21 protein-coding genes are annotated in these 20685 nt (G+C 69.8%); 9 read left to right on the top strand and 12 right to left on the bottom strand.

The window, feature by feature from the left end; translation table 11 throughout:
• Nucleotides 1-62 precede the first annotated feature (62 nt).
• Together A5730_RS16190 and A5730_RS16185 are read left to right on the top strand one after the other, a co-directional pair.
• Nucleotides 63-2696: a LuxR family transcriptional regulator gene (locus tag A5730_RS16190; protein WP_067902332.1), complete on the top strand. Its 2634-nt coding sequence runs from the start codon at nucleotides 63-65 to the stop codon at nucleotides 2694-2696.
• 83 nt (nucleotides 2697-2779) lie between these two features.
• Nucleotides 2780-3091 (top strand): DUF3303 domain-containing protein, encoded by a 312-nt coding sequence (locus A5730_RS16185; protein ID WP_067902330.1) that lies wholly within the window; start codon nucleotides 2780-2782, stop codon nucleotides 3089-3091.
• Here the strand turns inward: A5730_RS16185 and A5730_RS16180 are convergent.
• From A5730_RS16180 to A5730_RS16150, 7 genes are read right to left on the bottom strand one after another with little or no spacing between them, the layout of a single operon-like run.
• A complete protein-coding gene (locus A5730_RS16180) occupies nucleotides 3088-4329 on the bottom strand; it encodes an SLC13 family permease (protein WP_067902327.1) in 1242 nt (413 codons plus the stop codon). The genes A5730_RS16185 and A5730_RS16180 overlap by 4 nt on opposite strands.
• 10 nt (nucleotides 4330-4339) lie before the next feature.
• Nucleotides 4340-5257 (bottom strand): MBL fold metallo-hydrolase, encoded by a 918-nt coding sequence (locus A5730_RS16175; RefSeq protein ID WP_067902325.1) that lies wholly within the window; start codon nucleotides 5255-5257, stop codon nucleotides 4340-4342.
• Nucleotides 5257-6015 carry a LamB/YcsF family protein gene (locus A5730_RS16170; RefSeq protein WP_067902322.1) on the bottom strand — a complete coding sequence of 253 codons (759 nt, stop codon included), beginning with the start codon at nucleotides 6013-6015 and terminating at the stop codon, nucleotides 5257-5259. The genes A5730_RS16175 and A5730_RS16170 overlap by 1 nt, the downstream gene beginning before the upstream one ends.
• A 26-nt stretch (nucleotides 6016-6041) precedes the next feature.
• Nucleotides 6042-6755, bottom strand: a complete 714-nt coding sequence (locus A5730_RS16165; RefSeq protein ID WP_067902318.1) for a sensor domain-containing protein — start codon at nucleotides 6753-6755, stop codon at nucleotides 6042-6044.
• A 36-nt stretch (nucleotides 6756-6791) separates the two neighbouring features.
• Nucleotides 6792-7652: a metal ABC transporter permease gene (locus A5730_RS16160; RefSeq protein ID WP_067902315.1), complete on the bottom strand. Its 861-nt coding sequence runs from the start codon at nucleotides 7650-7652 to the stop codon at nucleotides 6792-6794.
• A complete protein-coding gene (locus tag A5730_RS16155) occupies nucleotides 7649-8473 on the bottom strand; it encodes a metal ABC transporter ATP-binding protein (RefSeq protein WP_067902311.1) in 825 nt (274 codons plus the stop codon). Before A5730_RS16155 ends, A5730_RS16160 begins: the two co-directional genes overlap by 4 nt.
• Entirely contained in the window at nucleotides 8470-9369 is a 900-nt protein-coding gene (locus tag A5730_RS16150) for a metal ABC transporter solute-binding protein, Zn/Mn family (RefSeq protein ID WP_067902428.1), read from the bottom strand. The genes A5730_RS16155 and A5730_RS16150 overlap by 4 nt, the downstream gene beginning before the upstream one ends.
• Before the next feature lie 144 nt (nucleotides 9370-9513).
• On the opposite strand from A5730_RS16150, the gene A5730_RS16145 reads away from it, so the two are divergent.
• Complete coding sequence (locus A5730_RS16145) at nucleotides 9514-10593, top strand: LacI family DNA-binding transcriptional regulator (RefSeq protein WP_067902308.1); 1080 nt, start codon at nucleotides 9514-9516, stop codon at nucleotides 10591-10593.
• A gap of 52 nt (nucleotides 10594-10645) precedes the next feature.
• On the opposite strand, the gene kstR is transcribed toward A5730_RS16145, so the two are convergent.
• Entirely contained in the window at nucleotides 10646-11245 is a 600-nt protein-coding gene (gene kstR / locus A5730_RS16140) for a cholesterol catabolism transcriptional regulator KstR (RefSeq protein WP_197506277.1), read from the bottom strand.
• Nucleotides 11246-11569: 324 nt separating this feature from the next.
• Here kstR and A5730_RS16135 point away from each other — a divergent pair, with 324 nt between their 5' ends.
• Entirely contained in the window at nucleotides 11570-13693 is a 2124-nt protein-coding gene (locus A5730_RS16135) for an acyl-CoA dehydrogenase (RefSeq protein WP_067902306.1), read from the top strand.
• Between the two features lie 83 nt (nucleotides 13694-13776).
• Here the strand turns inward: A5730_RS16135 and A5730_RS16130 are convergent, their stop codons facing one another.
• Together A5730_RS16130 and A5730_RS16125 are read right to left on the bottom strand one after the other, a co-directional pair.
• Nucleotides 13777-14310 carry a hypothetical protein gene (locus A5730_RS16130; protein ID WP_067902303.1) on the bottom strand — a complete coding sequence of 178 codons (534 nt, stop codon included), beginning with the start codon at nucleotides 14308-14310 and terminating at the stop codon, nucleotides 13777-13779.
• 50 nt (nucleotides 14311-14360) lie between these two features.
• Nucleotides 14361-15443 (bottom strand): ferredoxin--NADP reductase, encoded by a 1083-nt coding sequence (locus tag A5730_RS16125; RefSeq protein ID WP_055399745.1) that lies wholly within the window; start codon nucleotides 15441-15443, stop codon nucleotides 14361-14363.
• A gap of 156 nt (nucleotides 15444-15599) precedes the next feature.
• Here A5730_RS16125 and hsaA point away from each other — a divergent pair, with 156 nt between their 5' ends.
• The 4 genes from hsaA to hsaB are packed head-to-tail and all read left to right on the top strand — an operon-like array spanning nucleotide 15600 to nucleotide 19128.
• Complete coding sequence (hsaA, locus tag A5730_RS16120) at nucleotides 15600-16784, top strand: 3-hydroxy-9,10-secoandrosta-1,3,5(10)-triene-9,17-dione monooxygenase oxygenase subunit (RefSeq protein ID WP_067902301.1); 1185 nt, start codon at nucleotides 15600-15602, stop codon at nucleotides 16782-16784.
• Nucleotides 16785-16787: 3 nt separating this feature from the next.
• Nucleotides 16788-17660: a 4,5:9,10-diseco-3-hydroxy-5,9,17-trioxoandrosta-1(10),2-diene-4-oate hydrolase gene (gene hsaD, locus A5730_RS16115; RefSeq protein WP_067902299.1), complete on the top strand. Its 873-nt coding sequence runs from the start codon at nucleotides 16788-16790 to the stop codon at nucleotides 17658-17660.
• Nucleotides 17660-18562: an iron-dependent extradiol dioxygenase HsaC gene (gene hsaC / locus A5730_RS16110; RefSeq protein ID WP_067902296.1), complete on the top strand. Its 903-nt coding sequence runs from the start codon at nucleotides 17660-17662 to the stop codon at nucleotides 18560-18562. The genes hsaD and hsaC overlap by 1 nt, the downstream gene beginning before the upstream one ends.
• A complete protein-coding gene (gene hsaB, locus A5730_RS16105) occupies nucleotides 18562-19128 on the top strand; it encodes a 3-hydroxy-9,10-secoandrosta-1,3,5(10)-triene-9,17-dione monooxygenase reductase subunit (RefSeq protein WP_067902294.1) in 567 nt (188 codons plus the stop codon). Before hsaC ends, hsaB begins: the two co-directional genes overlap by 1 nt.
• On the opposite strand, the gene A5730_RS16100 is transcribed toward hsaB, so the two are convergent.
• Entirely contained in the window at nucleotides 19125-19586 is a 462-nt protein-coding gene (locus A5730_RS16100; RefSeq protein WP_231994695.1) for a hypothetical protein, read from the bottom strand. The genes hsaB and A5730_RS16100 overlap by 4 nt on opposite strands.
• A gap of 188 nt (nucleotides 19587-19774) precedes the next feature.
• Between A5730_RS16100 and A5730_RS16095 the strand changes: the two genes are divergently transcribed.
• Nucleotides 19775-20197, top strand: a complete 423-nt coding sequence (locus A5730_RS16095; protein WP_067902281.1) for a hypothetical protein — start codon at nucleotides 19775-19777, stop codon at nucleotides 20195-20197.
• Here A5730_RS16095 and A5730_RS16090 read toward each other — a convergent pair.
• Nucleotides 20142-20675 carry a nitroreductase family deazaflavin-dependent oxidoreductase gene (locus tag A5730_RS16090; RefSeq protein WP_067902279.1) on the bottom strand — a complete coding sequence of 178 codons (534 nt, stop codon included), beginning with the start codon at nucleotides 20673-20675 and terminating at the stop codon, nucleotides 20142-20144. The genes A5730_RS16095 and A5730_RS16090 overlap by 56 nt on opposite strands.
• Nucleotides 20676-20685: the final 10 nt, after the last annotated feature.

Here is a 20685-nt window from a genome sequence, read left to right as displayed (position 1 = left end):
ACGGCGCACCGAAACGCCGGCAATCCGCCCCGCCGGTGCCGCCGCGCGGTTATAGTCGCCGCGTGATCAGCGGCGATCTGCTGATTGGGCGCGACAACGAGTTGGCAACCATTCGACGCGCCCTGAGCGGGGCGGACCAGCACTCCGGGGTGCTGATCGCGGGCGCCGCCGGGGTGGGCAAAACCCGGCTGGCCCGCGAAGCGCTGCGGCGCGCCGCGGCGTCGGGTGAGCGCATCAAATGGATTGTCGGCACCCAGTCGGCCCGCGCTCTGCCGCTCGGAGCCTTCATCGGCCTCCTCGGTGACGCGATGTCCGATCCGCTGACCAACGTGCGACGCGTGATCGAGTCGTTCGTGGCGCGCCAGCATCGCGGCCGCGTGGTGATCGGGGTCGACGACGCGCACCTGCTGGATGGGTTGTCGGCGCTGGTGATTCACCAGCTGGCCCAGTCCGGCGGGGCCCGGCTGGTGGTCACGGTGCGCACCGGCGGCGAAGAGCCCGACGCGGTGACGGCGTTGTGGAAGGACGGCCTGCTGAGTCGCCTCGACCTGGAGCCGCTTTCCGCCGCGGCGACGCGCGAGGTGATCGAGCGAACGCTGGGCGGTCCGGTCGACGCGCGTTGCGCGGCCCGGTTCCGGCGGCTCACCGGCGGCAACACTTTGTTTCTTCGGCAGCTGCTGAGCGATCAGATGGCGGCCGGACGGGTGCGGCAGGTGGCCGGGGTGTGGATGTGGGACGGCGACGTCGCGGTCTCGGCCAGCCTGTCCGAAACGGTGGGGCGCCAGCTTGGCCGCCTGACCCCGCCGCTGGCGCTGGTTGTCGACACGCTGTCGCAGTGCGAGCCACTCCCGGTGGACCTGTTGTGCGACTTGGTTTCTCGCGAGGACTTGGTGGCGGCCGAAGCGATGGGCCTGGTGAACGTCGAACGCACCGCAGGCGGGTTGGTGGCCAGGCTCGCGCACCCGCTGTTCGGGGAACTTCGCCGCGCGGGCGCCGGCGAGATGTATCTGTCGAAGATCCGGGGCAGGCTGGCGACGCGGCTGGCGCAGGATGGCGACGCCGACATGCAGGCCACGGTGCGCCGGGCGTTGCTGGTCCTGGAGTCGGATCTGGACCCGCAACCGCAGCTGTATCTGGAATCGGCGCGGCACGCGATGTCGCTGTTGGACCTCGAGCTGGCCGACCGGCTTGCCAACGCCGCCGCGCAGGCCGGGGCACCGGGGGCGGCGGGCGTGCGCGCGACGAACCTGGTGCTGCTCGGTCGCGGCGAGCAGGCCGAGGAGGCGTTGCGCGCGATCACCGACGGCCCCGGCGGCGATGCGGCGGACGGCCATTACTGGGCGACCCTGCGCGCGGCCAACCTGGTGTGGATGCTGGGCAGGCCGGCCGACGCCGCGGTGATCCTCGACGGCCTTAGCGAGGTGTCCGAGACGCCGGCCCAGGTGGCCGCGCGGTTGGCGGTGCAGGCTTGCCTGGATGCGGTGGCCGCGCGCTGTGAGCTGGCGGCCGAAAGGGCAAGGGCTGCATTGGATTCTGCTGGTCTTCCGGATTTCCACGCGATGATGGCGTCGCTTGCCTTGATCATGGCGATGGGGGCGTTGGGACGGGTCGACGGCCTCGCCACCGAGGCCGAGCAGGCGCTGCGCCGGGCGACCACATCGTTCGAGGCCTCGCACATGCGATTTTGGTTCGGCGCCGTCTACGGGCGGGCTTGCCGGTTGACGGGCCGCATCGACGAGTTCGTCAGCCTGGCAAAGACAATGGCCGACGCCGCGCGCGACGTTCCGGGTCTGGCCTACGCGAACCTGGCCCTGCTGCTGGGCAATGCCGACCTCGCCCGCGGCGCCGTCGCCGAAGCGGCCCGGCTGGTCCACGAAGCCCTCGCGGGCGCCCAAATACACGCCACCACAAGCGGTCTGCGGCCGGCGAGCTACTTCGCCCTGGCCGAGGCGCACGGCAAGCTCGGCCACCCGGCCGAAGCGAACGACGCGGTCGCCGGGGCGCGGTCCTGCGTGCCGGCCGACTACTTGTTCATGCACACGGGCCTGTCGCTGGCCAACGGGTGGGCGCTCGCGGCAAGCGGTCGCCTCGGCGAGGCGGTGGCGACCGCGCAGAGCGCGGCGCGGCTCGCGCGCGAGCGCGGGCAGCCGACCCACGAACTGGCCTGCATTCAGGCCGCGGCGCAATGGGGCGACGCCTCCGGGGCGTCGCGGGCCCGGGAGCTGGCCGGGGCGTTGTCGCTGCCGCTGGCCGACGCCATCGCGTCGCACGCGCAGGCACTGCTGGCCGCGAATGGCGAGGGCCTGCTGGCGGTTTCGGCCGCGTATCGGGCGATCGGTGACCGGGCCGCCGGCGCCGACGCGGCGGCGCAGGCATCCGCGGCGTTCATCGACGGCCAGCAGCACAAGCGCGGCCTGTACGCCGCGGCGTTGGCCGGCGAATTGGCCGATGAATGTGGCGGCTTGTGCACACCGGCGTTGCGGACGCCCGCGGGCCTCAAGCTGTCGGGTCGCCAGCGCGACGTCATCGAACTCGCCGTGGCCGGTCTGTCCAACCGCCAGATCGCGGAGAAGTTGGTGATGTCGGTGCGCACGGTGGAGGGCCACATCTATCGGGCCTGCCAGCGGGTGGGCGCCCAGTCACGCGAGGAATTGGCGACCATCATCCGGTCGGGGCCGGGCGCCGGGTGCGGCTGACCCCGTTTCGAGTAGGCGCCTACTCATGCGCCGAACGTAATCCGGCCCTAGCGTTGCGATCCCGACGAGAAAAGGAGATCGCGATGAAATACGTGGTGGCTTGGACATATCGGCTGAACGGCACGGCGGCCGAGAACGACGAAAGCTTGCGCCGCGGCCTGGCCGCGTACTCGAAGTGGTCGCAACCGCTGACCACGACGTATCACCAGTTCGTCGGCCGCATCGACGGCGGCGGTGGGTTCGCGGTGCTGGAATCCGACAATCCGGCCGATTTGGTCGAGACCACAAGCCAATTCGCCACCGTCCTGGATTACCGGATCTATCCCGTCGTCGACATCGCCGAAGCGGCGCGGGCGCTGCAGCAGGGGGTGGAATTCCGGGAGGCGATCGGCTAGGCGCCGAGCAGCCGCACCGAAGCCCACAGGGCGAGCACCGCGATCACCAGGGAGACGGGCACGGTGCACAACCCGAGGCGGCTGTATTCGCCGACGCCGGCGTCGACATCGTGCTGGCGAAGCACGCGCCGCCACAACAGGTTCGACAGCGATCCGACGTAGGTCAGGTTGGGGCCGATGTTGACGCCGAGCAGGACGGCCAGGATGGCGACCGGTCCGCTCGGCGCGACCAATGGCAGCAACACCAGGGTGGCGGGCAGGTTGTTCACGACGTTCGCCAGCACGGCGGCCACCGCGGCGATGGCCAGCAGCGCGGGCAGCGTCGAGCCGGAGGGCAGCACCGCCGACATCGCCCTGTCCATGCCGTTGACCATGACCGCCCGCACCACCACACCGAGCGCGAGCACGAACACCAGGAACGACACGTGCACCGAGCGGGCGATGTCGACCACCGAGGTGTGCCCCCTGTTCAGGCTGCGCGCGGCCAGCACGACCGCCCCGGCGAGCGCCACCCAGGCCGGCGCCACCCCGATGGACTGTGCCACCGCGAACCCCGCGAGCGTCAGCCCCACCACCACCAACACGAACACCGGCGGCCGCGGCGCCGGTCCCGGCTGCTCCGGCTGCGGCTGCACCCGCAGGTCGCGCGCGAAGAACCAGCGAAACACCGCGTACAGCGTGACCACCACGCCCACCCACGGCAACGCCATCAGCAGGGTGAACCGCGTGAACGAGAGGTGGGCGGCGTGGAACGCCAGCAGGTTGGTCAGGTTCGACACCGGCAGCAGCAGGGAGGCGCCGTTGGCCAGGTGTGCGGTGGCATAGGCGTACGGCCGCACCGGGGTTCGCAGCCGGCGGACGGCCGCCAGCACCACCGGGGTCAGCAACACCACCGCGGTGTCCAGGCTCAGCACGGCGGTGATCAGGGAGGCGACGACGAACACCCGGCGCAACAGACCGCCCGATCCGACGCGCCCGCGCGTGATCGCCGCACCCGCCGCCTCGAACAGGCCCTCGTCGTCGCACAGCTTGGCCAGCACCAGCACGGCACCGAGGAACCCGACCACCCCAGCAAGCCCGGCCACCTCCTCGACCGCCTGATGCACCGATATCGCGCCGACTGCGATCAGGATCAGGGCCGCCGGAACCGCCGCCACCGCCTCGGGCCAGCCCCGCGGGCGCACCACGGCGAAGGCCAGCACGGCAGCGAGCAGCACCAGCGCAAGGGTCAGGGTCAATGTAACCGCTTCAGGCCCAAGGGTTCTCGCGTCGCCACACCGTAGGCAGGTGCACCGCGACACCGTCGGCCGTGGCCAACTCGTCGAGGACTCGGATCGAGGCGTCCAGGTCGTCACCCGCATACGGCAAGGCCCGCAGCGGTTTTGACAGCGGCCGGAAGAAGTCGTCCCAGTGGATGAGGATCACCCGGCGCGCCCCCACCGCGCGCACGGTCTCGTTCCAGTAGTCGGTCAAATAGGACCGTGGTTGCAGCCCGAGCTGCCCAACGGACAGGTAGACGGCGTCGGCGCGCCGGCCGGCCAGCGCGCCCTCGACGAACCCGGCGCTGCCCTGGATCAATAGCCGGCGGCCCGAGGGTCGGTGGTGCACCAGCGTGGACCATGACTCGCCGCAACGGTAGGCCGACGCCTTGACCGGCGGCGTCAGCGGCTCGTCGATCGTGCCGGGGAATCGGTCCGGCGGGCAGTGATGGGACTCCACCAGCGTCACGTCGTAGGCCCCCAACGCGATCGGCTCACCGCTGGCGGCGATTACGATGCGGTCCTCGGGCAGCCCGTATCCGCGCCCGACGTTGGCCGCCGAGGAGCCGCCCACCAGCCGCGCGCCGGTGCGGTCGGCCACCAGCGCGGAGTCCAGCGCGTGATCGATGTGGGTGTGCACCGGGATCACGGCCTGCAGCCGGGACACCTTGGCCCGGGCCAGGCAACCGTCCACGCGGGCCGGTGACGGCGCCACCTTGCCAGCGGCCACCCGCGGCAGGCCGGGCCGGGAGAAGTAGCCGTCGGTGAGCAGCGCCGACGAGCCGTCGTCGACGAGCAGCGTCGCCACGCCCATCCACGTCACCGACAGGGACCCGGGTTCGGCGGCGGGCGCGTCGAACCGGTCCGCGTACCGCGCGATGTCGGGTCGACCGGGCTTGAGCCGCATCAGCGAAACGCCCCGATCTCGACGCCGGCCGCCGTGAGCCGGTCACGCACGGCGGTCGCGATCTGCACCGCACCGGGCGAATCGCCATGCACGCAAACCGATTCCGCCGCGACCGCGACCGATGTGCCGTCGACGGCGGTGACCCGGCCGGTGGTCACCATGCCCAGCACGCGGTCGGCGATCGCGGCCGCGTCGTGCAGCACCGCGCCGGGCTCCCGGCGGGACACCAGCCGGCCGTCCGGCCGGTACGCGCGATCGGCGAAAGCTTCGGCCACCGTGCGCAGGCCACGGGTCGAGGCCTCGTCGAAGAACACCGAACCCGTCATGCCCAGCACCGGCAGCCCCGGGTCCACCATCCGCACCGCCTCCGCGACCGCGGCCGCCTGATCGCGGTTGGCGACGATCGAGTTATACAGCGCCCCATGGGGTTTGACGTAGGACACCGCGGAGCCGGAAGCGCGCGCGATCGCCTGCAGCGCGCCGATCTGATAGACCACGTCGGCGGCGAGGTCGTCGGCGGAGACGTCGATGAAGCGCCTGCCGAACCCGGCCAGGTCTCGATAGCTCACCTGCGCCCCGATGCGGACGCCGCGCTCGGCGGCCGACCGGCAGACGCGCAACAGGCCGGCCGGGTCCCCGGCATGGAATCCGCACGCGACGTTGGCGCTGGTGACGATCTGCAGCATGGCGTCGTCATCGCCCAGGCGCCAGACGCCGAAGCCCTCGCCCAGGTCGGCGTTGAGGTCGATGCGGGCCACCCGCCCAGCTTATGGGGCGGCTGTGGCTACCGGGTGACGACCGCCGCCGCGACTTGTTGGGCGATGTCCACCGCGGACCCACCCGGCAGGAAGGAGCCGCAGGTGGCCACGTCGATGACGATGTTGTTGCGCGCGGTCAGCGCTCGCTGGCACCGCCAGCCGTCCTCGCTGCCCTGCTGCTCTTCGGACGTGCTGAGCGTGCCGCCGACCGTGTGGGAATCGGCCACCGCCCACGCGACCTCGGGATGCCCCGGGGGATGGTCGACGAATCGGCGGTTGGCGCAGGCGGACCACCTGCGCACCGATGCCTCGTAGAACGCGTTGGCCTGCCGGGCGGTGGGGTAGGCGATCACGGCCTGGTCGACGGAATAGTTGCGCACCATGGGGTTGTCGTAGCTGTCGTCCAGTCGCTCGCCGCGCACCGCGGTCCAGCCGGTGTCCGCGTACACGGCCTGCTGGGCGGGCCCGGCCATGGCCAGGCAGCTCTTGTCGCTGAACGTGCCGCTGGAGTCCCACATGTCCTGCGTGCGGTACCGGATCCGCAGTGCCGCACCCAGGATGTCGTAGATCTTCCTGTCATCGAGCAGCAGCCCGTCCAGGGCGGTGACGGCCACCGGGGCCTGAGACAGCGGACCGTGGTTGTCCGCGGGCGCGGCGCTGCCGCCGACGGTGGTGGTGCAGCCGGCCGTCAGGGCACACACCGCCGCCTGCAGGACGCTCGCGAATTGCCTACGCACCAGACCCTTTCGGACGCGGGCTGATCGGTGTCGACAAGCTTAGGCGGCGAACTCCTGCCGGCGCCCCAGCAACCAACAGGCCAGGTAGATCAGGAACGAAATCCCCGCCACGAAGACCGACACCGGGACCCCCGGTGCCAGCGACAGCACGATGCCCCCGACCGCGGAAACCTCGGCGAAGATCACCGAGGCCACCAGCGCCGCCGCCGGCGAGGTCACCACCCGGGCGGCCGCGGCCGCGGGCGTGATCAGCAGCGACATCACCAGCAGCGCGCCGACCACCTGTACGGCCTGGGCGGCCACCACGCCGACCAGCGCGGCGAACACGATGCCGAGCGCGCGAACGGGCACGCCGCGGGCCGCGGCGACGTCGGGATCGACGGTCGCGAACAGCAGTGGGCGGTAGCACGTCGCGATGACCGCGATCACGAGCAGGCACACCAGCGCCAGCATGGCCAGCCCCGTGTAGCCGACGCCGACGATCTGTCCGGTGAGCAACGCGAAGCTGGTCGCGGTCCGGCCCGGGTAGAGGTAGAGAAACAGCACCGCCAGGCCCAGCCCGAAGGCCAGCACCACCCCGATGACCGAATCACGCTCGCGGGCCCGCCGGCCCAAAACGCCGAACAGCGCCGCCGCCAGTGCGCTGCCGACCAGGGCGCCCACCCCCACTTCGATGCCCACCAGCAGCGCGAAAGCCGCACCGGTCAAGGACAGTTCGCTGGAACCGTGGACGGCGAACGACATCTGGCGCATGACGATGAACGGCCCGATCAGCCCGGCCACCAGCCCCAGCAGCGCGGCCGCGATCAGCGCCTGCTGGACGAAGTCGTGGCCGAGCAGGTGGGCGGTGATGTCGAAGTCGAGCAGGTGGGCCAGGACGTCGGTGAGCCGGTGATTCACGGGTGGGCCCCGTCGGTCGTATCGCCCACCACCACATAGCGGTCCTTGACCTTGACCACCTGGATGTCGGCCCGATACAGCATCGACAGTGTCTGGGTGGTCATCACTTCCTCCACCGTGCCGATCCGGAACCGCCCGTCGACCAGGTAGATCAGCCGGTCGACGTACGGCAGGATCGCGTTGACGTCGTGGGTGACGACGATGACGGTGGTCGCGGCGTCCCGGCGGCGGCGGTCGATCAGCGCGGACACCAGCTTCGCGTTCGCCGGGTCGAGCGCCAGCAGCGGCTCGTCGCACAGCAGCAGCATCGGGTCGCTCACCAGCGCCTGCGCGACGCGTATCCGCTGCAGCTCGCCACCCGACATCACGCCCACCCGGACATCCGCCAGGTGTTCGGCGTTGACCTGCCGGAGCGCCTCGGCCACGGCCGCCCGGCGGCGGGCGCGGTCGGCGGATCGCAGGGGCATGGCGCCCCAGCGATGGCCGTCGACACCCAGCCGCACCAGGTCGCGACCCCGCAGCATCACCTCGTGGTCCATCGGTCGATGCTGCGGCACGTAGCCCACGCGCCCGCTGCTCGAAGTCATCGGCTTCCCGTCCACCAGCGCGGTTCCAGCGGACAGCGGCAGCTGCCCGAGCAGCACCTTGAGCAACGACGTCTTGCCGCTGCCGTTCGGGCCGAGGACGGCGATGAATTCGCCGCGCGACACCGACAGGTCGAGGTGGTCCCACAGCACCCGGTCACCGAACGCCAGGCGGGCGCCGCGCAGCGAGACGGTGTCCGGGTGGCGGTCGACGGCGTGGACCGCGTCGAGCGTCACGGCTGCACTGACCGGCGTGATTGCAGCGCGGCCAGCAACTGGTTGACCGTATTGCGCTGCCACGTCAGGTAATCCGTGCCCTCGGGCAGGGTCTCGCTCAGCTCGGTCACCGGCACCCCCACGCGCCGCGCGGCGTCGCGCACGCCGTTGATCGCGGCCGTGGACGTCTGCGGGTTGACCAGAAGCGCCGCCACCTGACGGTGGTTGATCAGGTCGAGGACGAACGCCATGTCGGACGGCGAGGGATCCGTCTCGTTCTCGTTGGCCGCGGTGAAGGCGGGCGGCGTGCGGTTGATCAAGCCGGACGCCGAAAGCAGGTAGTGCCCGACGGGTTCGGTCGCGATGACCGCGGTGCCCGGGTAGGCGTTGGCGATGGCGTGTTCGGAGATGGCGATCGCGTCCGCGCCGCGGCAGAACTCGGCGGCGTTGGCACGGTAGTCGGCGGCGTGCGCCGGGTCGATGGCGGCCACGCGGTCCGCGATGGCGAACGCGACCGATTTGGCGACGTCGAGGTCGTAGAAGACGTGCTCGTTGGCCGGTTGCTCCCCGGTGGCGGTTGGCTTCAGGAACGAGTAGGCGCCGATCGACTTCACGCCGGGGTGACTGGCCAGCATCTGCTCCACCCACGGGTCGTAGCCGCCGCCGTTGTAGACGACCAGGGTGGCGTCGGTGATGGCGGCCGCGTCCGACGGGCTGGCTTGGTAGGAGTGCGGGTCGGTGTCGCCCCCGGTCAGGATGGACTTGACCGCGATGTGACGGCCGGTGACGGCGCTGGCCACGCTGCCCCAAACGCCGGTGGAGGCGACGACGGTGGCCGCCCGCGGGTGCGCGACGCCGCCACAGCCGACGGCGGCCAGCAAGACCAACGCGGCGGGCAGCCAACGCAGCCCGGCCATCGGGATCCGCCCCATGCGCACGTTCGATGTCCTCTCGCCGGCCGGTCGGCCGACCCACAATACTAATGAAAATCGTTTCCATTACAAAGTGACTGGTGTACGCCGCGCACCCGCGCACGCGGATTCGCTGTAGCGTCACCGACTGTGAGTCCCGCACCACGCCGGCGTGCGACGCTGGCGTCGTTGGCGGACGAACTGAAGGTTTCGCGCACCACGATCTCGAACGCCTTCAACCGGCCGGATCAGCTCTCCGCCGATCTCCGTGAACGCGTCCTCGCGACGGCCAAGCGGTTGGGTTACCCGGGTCCCGACCCGGTGGCGCGGTCGTTGCGCACCCGCAAGGCAGGCGCGGTCGGGCTGGTGATGGCCGAGCCGCTGACCTATTTCTTCAGCGACCCGGCGGCGCGGGATTTCGTAGCCGGGGTCGCGCAGTCCTGCGAGGAGCTGGGGCAGGGCTTGTTGTTGGTGGCCGTCGGCCCCGGCCGCAGCATCGAAGACGGGACGGGCGCGGTGCTCGGCGCCGGGGTGGACGGCTTCGTGGTGTATTCGGTCTGCGAAGAGGACCCGTACCTCCAGGTCGTCTTGCAGCGCCGATTGCCGGTGGTGGTCGTCGACCAACCGAAGGGCCTCGCCGGTGTGTCCCGGGTCGCCATCGACGACCGGGCGGCGATGCGTGAGCTGGCGGAGTACGTGCTGGGGCTGGGGCATCGCGAGATCGGGCTGCTGACCATGCGGCTGGGCCGCGACCGCCGGCAGGGACTGGTGGACGCCGACCGGTTGCGATCGCCGGCCTTCGACGTGCAGCGCGAACGCATCGTCGGCGTGTGGGAGGCGATGACGGCCGCCGGCGTCGACCCCGGCGCGCTGACCGTGGTGGAAAGCTACGAGCACCTGCCGGACTCCGGCGGCACCGCCGCCAAGGCCGCGCTGGAGGCCAATCCGCGGATCACCGCGCTGATGTGCACGGCGGACATCCTGGCCCTGTCGGCCATGGATTATCTACGCGCACATGGCATTTACGTGCCTGGGCAGATGACCGTGACCGGTTTCGACGGCGTGCCCGACGCGATCGGCCGCGGGTTGACCACGGTGGCGCAGCCGAGCCTGCAGAAGGGCCGCCGGGCGGGCGAGTTGTTGTTGCGTCCGCCGCGGTCGGGCCTGCCGGTCGTCGAGGTGTTGGACACCGAGCTCATCCGGGGCCGCACGGCGGGGCCGCCCGCGTAACAATCTGGCGGCGACCCGCTTCGCCCGGTCAAGCCGCGCTTGCGATCGCCGCCTAGCCGCTTTCGGTGTCGCCGATCAATAGCCGCACCGCCAGATCCAGTCGCTTGCTGACGTCGGTCGCCGAGGCGCGCCGGGTGAGCCAGGCGAGCAGGTTGGACAGCCAGACGTCGGAGATGACCCGGGCGATGTGGTACTGATCCTCGGTCGGTTCGCCGTCGGCCATCGCGCGGGCGAACATCGAATCGATGAGCTTCTCGACCTGGTCGACCTCGCTGGCCGCGGAGGCGTCGGCGAAGACGTAGGCGCGCGTCATGGCCTCGGTGAGCAGGGGATTGCGCTGCATCGCCCGGTTCAGCTTGCCGACCATGAAGTTCAGCCGCTGGAACGGCGTGCCCCCGGTCATCGAGGAGCGGTCGGTCTTGGCGTCGATGCGGCTGAATTCCCGGCCCAGCGCCGACACCAGCAGGTGCACCTTGGACGGGAAGTACCGGTACAGCGTGCCCACCGCCACGTCGGCGCGGTCGGCGACGGCCCGCATCTGCACCGCCTCGTAGCCGCCCTTGGACGCGATGGCCATGGTGGCGTCCAGGATCCGCTTGCGGCGTTCCCGCTGGGCCTCCGAGCCAAGTTCGGACTCTGCCAATACCGCCACGTTCATCACCTCGCGCGGCTGCGAGTCGGAAGCGCGGCTCGAGTTGGCACTGGCTGGCATGTGACGGGTTGCTCCTGTTCCTGGCGGCTCGCTTGCAAACGATACGCATGCTGAGTGTGAATTTCCCACCTCCGTACCGCCGGGACAGCGGCGTGTGCTGCTGTGATGGCGTTCGACTTGACGGTCGATCGCTGGCACTATTAGAACACGTTCTAGTCTGCGAAGAGGAGGGTTGCGCAGCGACCCGATGCACGCAGGAGAATCGAGAGCTAGGGGTCGTAGGCCCCACGTCACGTCGACGCGAAGGACGCGGAGGTCCCAACGGTGGTAGCGACCGTCACAGACGAGCAGTTCGCCGCGCGCGCCCTGGTGCGCGACTGGGCCCGCAATTCGGCGTCGGGCCCCGGCGGGACCACGGCGATCCGCGAGGTCGAGCAGGGCGATGCCGACGCGTGGCGCCCGGTGTTCGCAGGCCTGGCCGAGCTGGGCATCTTCGGCGTGGCAATCCCCGAGGAGCACGGTGGCGCGGGCGGCAGCGTCGAGGACCTGTGCGCGATGGTCGAGGAGGCGGCCAAGGCGCTGGTTCCCGGGCCGGTCGCCACCACCGCGCTGGCGACGCTCGTCGTCACCGACCCCGGCCTGTTGGCGCAATTGGCGGCGGGCGAGCGCTTCGCGGGGCTGGCGCTCGAGGGTGACGCCCAATTCGACAGCGAGACTTCGCGGGCGTCGGGGGTCCTGCCGTTGGTCCTGGGCGCCGCCGACGGCGGCGTCCTGTTGCTGCCGGCCGGCGACGAGTGGCTGCTGGTGGACACCGACAGCGACGGCGTGCAGGTCGAGGCGCTGGAGGCCACCGACTTCTCCCGGCCGTTGGCCCGGGTGGTGCTGACGTCCGCGCCGGCCACCGTGATCACGGCGTCGCGCCGGCGCGTCGAGGAATTGACGGCGACCGTGCTGGCGGCCGAGGCGGCCGGGGTGACCCGGTGGTCGCTGGACACCGCCGTCGACTACGCGAAGGTCCGTGAGCAGTTCGGCAAGCCGATCGGCAGCTTCCAGGCCGTCAAGCACCTCTGCGCGGAGATGCTGTGCCGCGCCGAGCAGGCCGAGGTGGCCGCCGCCGACGCCGCGCGCGCCGCCGCGGACAGCGACGCCGACCAGTTTTCGATCGCGGCCGCTTTGGCGGCCAGCACCGGCATCGCCGCCGTGAAGGCCAACGTGAAGGACTGCATCCAGGTGCTCGGCGGCATCGGCTGCACCTGGGAACACGACGCGCACCTGTACCTGCGCCGGGCGCACGCCATCGGCCGGTTCCTGGGCGGCGCCGAACGGTGGCTGCGCCGGGTCACCGAACTGACCCAGGGCGGGGTGCGGCGCCGCCTGGGGATCGACCTCACCGAGGTCGAGGGCCAGCGCGCGGAGATCGCCGCGGCCGTCGCCGAGATCGCCGCGCTGCCCGCCGAGAAGCGGCAGGCGGCGCTCGCCGAGGCGGGGTTGCAGGCGCCGCACTGGCCGGCGCCGCACGGGCGGGGTGCGTCACCCGCCGAACAGCTGCTGATCGATCAGGAGCTCGCGGCGGCCGGCGTGGCTCGTCCGGACCTGGTGATCGGCTGGTGGGCGGCGCCGACGATCCTCGAACACGGCACGCCCGAACAGATCGAGCGTTTCGTCCCGGGCACGCTGCGCGGTGAATTCCTCTGGTGTCAGCTGTTTTCCGAGCCGGGAGCCGGGTCGGACCTGGCGTCGCTGCGCACAAAAGCCGTGCGCGGTGAGGGCGGCTGGCTGCTCACCGGGCAGAAGGTGTGGACGTCGGCCGCGCACAAAGCCCGCTGGGGCGTGTGCCTGGCGCGGACCGACCCCGACGCGCCGAAGCACAAGGGCATCACCTACTTCCTGGTGGACATGCGCTCGCCGGGCATCGAGATCCGCCCGCTGCGCGAGATCACCGGTGACTCGCTGTTCAACGAGGTCTTCCTGGACAACGTGTTCGTTCCCGACGAGCTGGTGGTCGGGCACGTCAACGACGGCTGGCGGCTGGCGCGCACCACGCTGGCGAACGAGCGGATCGCGATGGCCACCGGCACCGCGCTGGGCAATCCGATGGAGGAGCTGCTCAAGGTGCTGGAGAAGCTCGACCTCGACGCCGCGCAGCAGGACCGGCTCGGCCGGTTGATCGTCATCGCCCAAACCGGCGCGCTGCTGGACCAGCGGATCGCCCAGCTAGCCGTGGGCGGGCAGGACCCGGGGGCGCAGTCCAGCGTCCGCAAGCTCATCGGGGTGCGCTACCGGCAGGCGCTGGCCGAATACATGATGGACGTCGCCGACGGCGGCGGGCTGGTTCGCAACCACGCGGTGTACGACTTCCTGAACACCCGCTGCCTCACCATCGCCGGCGGCACCGAGCAGATCCTGCTCACCGTCGCCGCCGAGCGGCTGCTCGGCCTCCCGCGCTAGGTCGTTCGCGCCGAGATTGCCGCCACGGTCGTGGATTTCACGGAATCGCAGCCATGGGCGCAATCTCGGCGCGCCACAAGGGCTTACGAGAACGTCGTGACCGCGCAGGTGCTGGGGGAGGTGATGTTGACCCCGGGGTAGACCACCTGGATGTGGGTGCAGACGATGACGTTGTTGTCCGTCTTGGGCTGACCCGTCTGCCAATCGGTGGAGTCGATGCGCCCCGTCGTCTGGTACTTGTCCGGCGGTCCCTCGCCGAAGTAGACCGTGGTGATCTCGTCGGAGCCCATCGACTTCATCACCCGCTCGTACTGACCGGTGGCGTGCGCGTCGAGATAAGCCAGCCGGTTCGACGAGCGGATCTCGGTGGTCTGCCGGGCCCACAGCTCGTGGGGGAAGCCGGTCACCCCGTCGGGCGTCAGCATGTCGGCCCCGGCGGTGAAGTCACAGTGCCCGTCGGCCTTGAAGCAATTGAGGATGGTGCGCGTCTCCAGCTGGTTGGGTCCGTCCAGCGGGAACAACGTGGTGGCGGTGTTGCTGGCCGCGCCGGCGGGCGGTCCGGGCAGCAACGCCAAGGCCGTTGTGGCCACCGCAAACCCGGTGATCAGCCGCTTCATGCCGCTCCCCTCTCGGTTCGCCAACCCTAAGGGTGAACCTAACCCCGCGACTACTCGTCGTAGGTGACTTCTACCGAATCAGATTCCGGGTGAGATTGACAGGCCAGGATGAGGCCGTCGTCGAGGTCTTGCTGCTCGAGCACGTCGTTGACCTCCATGCTCACCTTGCCGCCCTTCAGGGTGCAGGCGCACGCGCCGCAGTGGCCCTCGCGGCACGAGAACGGCGCATCCAAACCCTTCGCGAGCAACACGTCGAGCAACTTGGCGTGACGCGGCCACGACACCGTGTGGGTTTCACCGTCCAGCTCCACCACCGCGGTGGCCGGCGGCTGGTCGCCCGCGGCGGTGTCGTCGATCTTGACCGCCGCGAACGGGTCGGAGTCCAGCGATTTGAACACCTCGATATGCACTTGCGGCGCAGGCACTTTCAGCGAGTCCAGCGCTTCGCGGGCCGCATCCATGAAGGGGCCGGGCCCGCAGATGTACACGGGCCGATCCGTGAACGGGGCGGCGAGCTTCGCCAGCGCGGGCACGCTCGGCATCCCCTGCAGCGATTCCAGCCAGTGCACCACCGTCAGCCGGTCGGGATACTTGGCCGACAGCTCGCGCAGCGCTTCGGCGAAGATCACCGAGCGGTCGTCGCGGTTGGCATACAGCAGCGTCACCTGGCCGCTGCCCTCGGCGAGCGCCGACTTGGCGATCGACATGATCGGGGTGATGCCGCTACCCGCGGCCATCAGCAAGAAGTCGTCGTCGAGCGTCTTGGGCACGAAGTTGCCGGACGGCGCCAGCACGTGGATCCGCATGCCCGCCCGCGCGTGCTCACACAGCCAGTTCGACGCGTACCCGTCCGCGGTCCGCTTGACCGTGACCGTCAGCGCGTCGTCCGTGAACGGCGAGCTGCACAGCGAGTAGCAGCGGGCCACCGAGCCGGTGCGTTCGCTGGGAACGCGCAGCGTCAGGAATTGGCCGGGCGCGTAGCGCAGCCGTTCGGGCGGAATCTCTGGGTCGCCCGGCTCGTCGGGCACCGCGAACACCAGGGATCGCGCGTCGTCGGTTTCCGCGACTACCTCGGCGATCTGCAGCTCCAGGACGTGGTCACCGAGCGGCTCGTCGAGATTGGCCTCGGCCACGACCCATCCTCCCTCTCGTCACAACTAGAACATGTTACAGAAAAGCCGATTCGTATCGCTACCAGCCGCAGGAATACCCTGCTCGACACAAATCGGAACGTGTTCTAGTCTCTGGTGTAAGTCCACTGATTAAGTTTGGCCCAGGAGGCAAACCTAGTGACGTCCATTCAACAGCGCGACGCGCAGTCGGTTTTGGCCGGTATCGATGACCTGCTGCCGCGGATTCGCGAGCGCGCGCAGGCGACGGAGGATTTGCGCCGGCTGCCCGACGAGACCGTTCAGGAGCTGCAGGACATCGGCTTCTTCACGCTGCTGCAGCCCGAACAGTGGGGCGGATTGCAATGCGATCCGACCCTGTTCTACGAGGCGGTGCGGCGGCTGGCCAGCGCGTGCGGTTCCACCGGCTGGGTCAGCTCGATCATCGGCGTGCACAACTGGCACCTGGCGTTGTTCGACCAGCAGGCCCAGGAAGAGGTCTGGGGCGAGGACCCGAACGTGCGGGTGTCGTCGTCGTACGCGCCCATGGGCGCGGGCGTGGTGACCGACGGCGGGTATCTGGTCAACGGTTCGTGGAACTGGTCGTCGGGATGTGACCACGCCACGTGGGCCTTCCTCGGCGGTCCGGTGATCAAGGACGGCCGCCCGGTCGACTTCGGCAGCTTCCTGATCCCGCGCAGCGAATACCGCATCGACGACGTGTGGCACGTCGTCGGCCTGCGCGGCACCGGCAGTAACACCGTGGTCGTCAAGGACGTTTTCGTGCCCCGGCACCGCTTCCTTTCCTACAAGGCGATGAACGACGGCACCGCCGGCGGGTACGAGACCAACACCGCGCCGGTCTACAAGATGCCTTGGGGCACAATGCACCCCACCACCATCTCCGCCCCGATCGTCGGCATGGCCTACGGCGCGTACGACGCACACGTGGAGCACCAGGGCAAGCGGGTGCGCGCGGCGTTCGCCGGGGAGAAGGCCAAGGACGACCCGTTCGCCAAGGTGCGCATCGCCGAGGCGGCCAGCGATATCGACGCGGCGTGGCGCCAGCTGAGCGGCAACGTCGCCGACGAATACGCGTTGTTGAGTGCCGGCAAGGAGATCCCGTTCGAGCTGCGCGCCCGCGCCCGCCGCGACCAGGTGCGCGCCACCGGCCGCGCGATCGCTTCCATCGACCGGCTGTTCGAGGCCTCCGGCGCCACCGCGTTGGGCAATGACCAACCGGTGCAACGTTTTTGGCGCGATGCGCACGCCGGCCGGGTGCACGCGGCCAACGACCCCGAGCGGGCCTACCAGATCTTTGGGAACAACGAATTTGGGTTGCCGCCCGGCGACACCATGGTCTAGTAGATGACCGCTACCGAAGAGCTGACTTTCGAGTCCACCTCGCGGTTCGCGGAGGTCGACGTCGACGGACCGCTGAAGCTGCACTACCACGAGGCCGGTGTCGGCAACGACCAGACGGTGGTGCTGCTGCATGGTGGCGGTCCGGGCGCGGCCAGCTGGACGAACTTCTCGCGCAACATTCCCGTGCTGGCGCAGCGGTTTCACGTGCTGGCCGTCGATCAGCCCGGCTACGGGCTTTCCGACAAGCGCGCCGAGCACGGGCAGTTCAACCACTACGCCGCGCGAGCGCTCAAGGGTCTGTTCGATCAGCTGGGGCTGGGACGCGTTCCGCTGGTGGGCAATTCGCTGGGCGGCGGCACCGCGGTCCGGTTCGCCCTGGACTACCCCGACCGGGCCGGCCGGCTGGTCTTGATGGGTCCCGGCGGGCTGAGCATCAACCTGTTCGCCCCCGACCCCACCGAGGGCGTCAAGCGGTTGGGCAAGTTCTCCGTCGAACCCACTCGGGAAAACCTCGAGGCGTTCCTGCGGGTCATGGTCTACGACCAGAAGCTGATCACGCCCGAGCTGATCGACGAGCGGTTCGCGCTGGCCAGCACGCCGGAATCCCTGACCGCGACCCGGGCGATGGGAATGTCGTTCGCGGGGGCCGATTTCGAGCTGGGCATGATGTGGCGCGAGGTGCACCGGCTGCGCCAGCCCGTACTGCTGATCTGGGGTCGCGAGGACCGGGTCAACCCGCTGGACGGCGCGCTGGTCGCGCTGAAGACCATCCCGCGTGCGCAGCTTCACGTTTTCGGGCAATGTGGACACTGGGCGCAGGTGGAGAAGTTCGACGAGTTCAACAAGTTGACCGTTGATTTCCTGGGAGGTGCGTGATGAGCATCCGGTCGCTGGGGTATCTGCGCATCGAGGCCACCGACATGGCGGCCTGGCGCGAGTACGGCCTCAAGGTGCTCGGCATGGTGGAGGGCAAGGGCAGCACCGAAGGTGCCCTGTATCTGCGGATGGACGATTTCCCGGCCCGGCTGGTAATCGTTCCGGGCGAGCAGGACCGGCTCATCGAAGCCGGCTGGGAATGCGCGAATGCCGCCGGCCTGCAAGAGATTCGGAACCGGCTCGACATCGAGGGCACGCCCTACAAGGAGGCCACCGCCGCCGAATTGGCGGATCGCCGGGTCGACGAGATGATCCGGTTCTCCGACCCGTCCGGCAACTGCCTGGAGGTCTTCCACGGCGCGGCCCTCGAACACCGTCGGGTGGTGAGCCCGTACGGGCACAAGTTCGTCACCGAGGAACAGGGCCTGGGGCACGTGGTGCTGACCACCCGCGACGACGAAGAGACCCTGCACTTCTACCGGGACGTGCTGGGCTTCAAGCTGCGCGACTCGATGCGGCTGCCGCCCCAGGTGGTCGGCCGTCCCGCCGACGGACCGCCGGCCTGGCTGCGGTTCCTGGGCTGCAATCCGCGCCACCACAGCCTGGCCTTCATGCCCGGACAGACCCCCAGCGGGATCGTCCACCTGATGGTCGAGGTCGAGAATTCCGACGATGTCGGGCTGTGCCTGGACCGGGCGCTGCGCAAGAAGGTGCCGATGTCGGCGACCCTGGGCCGCCACGTCAACGACCTGATGCTGTCCTTCTACATGAAGACGCCGAGCGGATTCGACGTCGAATTCGGTTGCGAGGGAAGGCAAGTCGAAGACGACGACTGGATCGCCCGGGAGAGCACCGCGATCAGCCTGTGGGGCCACGACTTCAGCGTCGGCTTCAAGGGCTGATGACTGCCGCGCCGATCGATCCGCGCGCCTTTCGACAGGTGCTGGGCCAGTTCTGCACCGGCATCACGATCATCACCACAATGCACGACGAGGTCCCGATCGGCTTCGCCTGCCAATCCTTCGCGGCGCTCTCGCTGGACCCGCCGTTGGTGTTGTTCTGTCCGACCAAGGTCTCGCGGTCCTGGCAGGCCATCGAGGCCAGCGGCCGGTTCTGCGTCAACGTGCTGACCGAGAAGCAGAAGCACGTGTCCGCGCGATTCGGATCGAAGGAACCCGACAAGTTCGCCGGAATCGACTGGCACGCATCCGAACTCGGCTCGCCGATCATCGACGGGTCGCTGGCCCACATCGACTGCACGGTGGCGTCCGTGCACGACGGCGGCGACCACTTCGTGGTGTTCGGCGCGGTCCAATCGTTGTCGGAGGCACCGAAGATCAAGCCGCGACCGCTGCTGTTCTATCGCGGCGAGTACACCGGGATCGAACCGGACAAGACCACCCCGGCGCAATGGCGCGACGACCTGGAAGCGTTCCTCACCGCCACCACCCAGGACACCTGGCTCTAGCGCGTCCCGCGGTACGTCTCGTGGTGGATACCCTCGACGTCGGTCGTGGGATCGTGGGACTCCGCGGATCGCGCAATGCCGGGATCGTCATGCTCGCCCGCCGGCCTTTCGGCGGCTTGCGGGTGCAGTTCGTCGGCGCGCTTCAACTGCTCATCGAGTTGTTCGCGCGACGCCGCGACCTCGCTTTGGTGGTTGGCGGCCCGCTCCTGCAGCCGCGCGGCTTCGGCCGCTTTGGCCTCCGCCTCGGCCTGGGCGGCGCGGGCTTTAGCGGCGGTTTCCTGGGCGAGGGCCTCGCGCCGTTCTACCTTCGCGGTCTCCAGCTTGGCCTGCTCGCGAATCTCCTCCGCCTGCCGTTGCCGCTGCCGGCTTCTCGTCTTGTTGACCGCCAGCAGCAGCACGGCGATCACCAGAACTGCCGCGATCACGGCGACCACGATCCAGATAGCGCTGCTATTCATCATGGGCTCCCATCAGATCTCGGTTTTCGCCTGGCGCAGGCGCCGGCTCGTAGTGGGATCCCCGTATCTGGCGCAAGTAAAACAACCGGGGCGGGATCGGCGGCTTTGGCCAGGTGACCTTGGCCTCTACCCGGTCACCGTCTGCGCCGAAATCATGAGACCGCGTGAGTCGAGGGCAGGTGAGGTCGATGGCGGGTCGCTGTGACACGCTGCGTTTCGCGTACTGGGCCGGCGCCGCGCTGGATACGGTCATGGTGGTACCGCTGCTGGTGCCCCGCGCGGCCGCCGCGATGCTGGGTCTGCACGGGTTCGCCCCGGCCCCCGATTACCGCTACGCCGCGGCGGTGGGTGCGGCCCTGATGGCCGGGTGGACGGCGCTGCTGGTGTGGGCCAGCCGCGCACCTGTCGACCGGCGAGGGGTATTGCTGCTCACGGTTTTCCCGGTGCTTGCGGGGCTCGCCGCCGCGGGTGCTTACGCGATCGGCAGCGGCCTCGTGCGCGCCGGTTACCTGGCGCCCGTCTTCGCGGTCCAGTTGGGCCTGACGGTGCTGTTCCTCACCGCCTACCGGCGCGCCCGTGCCCTTGCCGGTGAGGCGGATCGTCAAGGGTGATCCGGAAGACGGGGTAGCCGCCGGCGATCCGTTCGAATGCCGTCAACGGCGCGTCGCTGGGCAGGGGGATGTGGGGGCGTGCTCCGGGCGCGACCGCAACGTAGCGGCGCAAGACGGGCGCGCGGTCCTCGACGACGACCTCGACCAGTCGCACCGCTTCTGGATGTCCGCGGCGCAGGACGGCCCGGCCGCCGGCGGCGCGGACATTGCGCACCCAATTCGCCTTGTTGCCGAGCATCGACACCAGGTAACGCCCGCCGTCGTAATCGACCACGACGACCGGTACCGCTACCGTTCGTCCGGATCGCCGGCCACGCACCTCGAGGGTCATCGCCCGCGCCGGGGACAGGACACCGGCCGAATACTGGAGTGCGGAAAGCCGATTCAATACCCGCGCCGGAAAGCCCGGTCTGCCACCGCGATACATCCACCGCTTGGCGCCGTACAACCAGTCGACGACCCCTCGCCGGGCGCTCATGGTCTCGGTT

It is taken from the genome of Mycobacterium sp. ACS4054 (assembly GCF_001667275.1).
Taxonomy (GTDB): domain Bacteria; phylum Actinomycetota; class Actinomycetes; order Mycobacteriales; family Mycobacteriaceae; genus Mycobacterium.
Note: the sequence above shows the minus strand (reverse complement) of the source record. Positions and strands in the feature narration are given on the sequence as shown.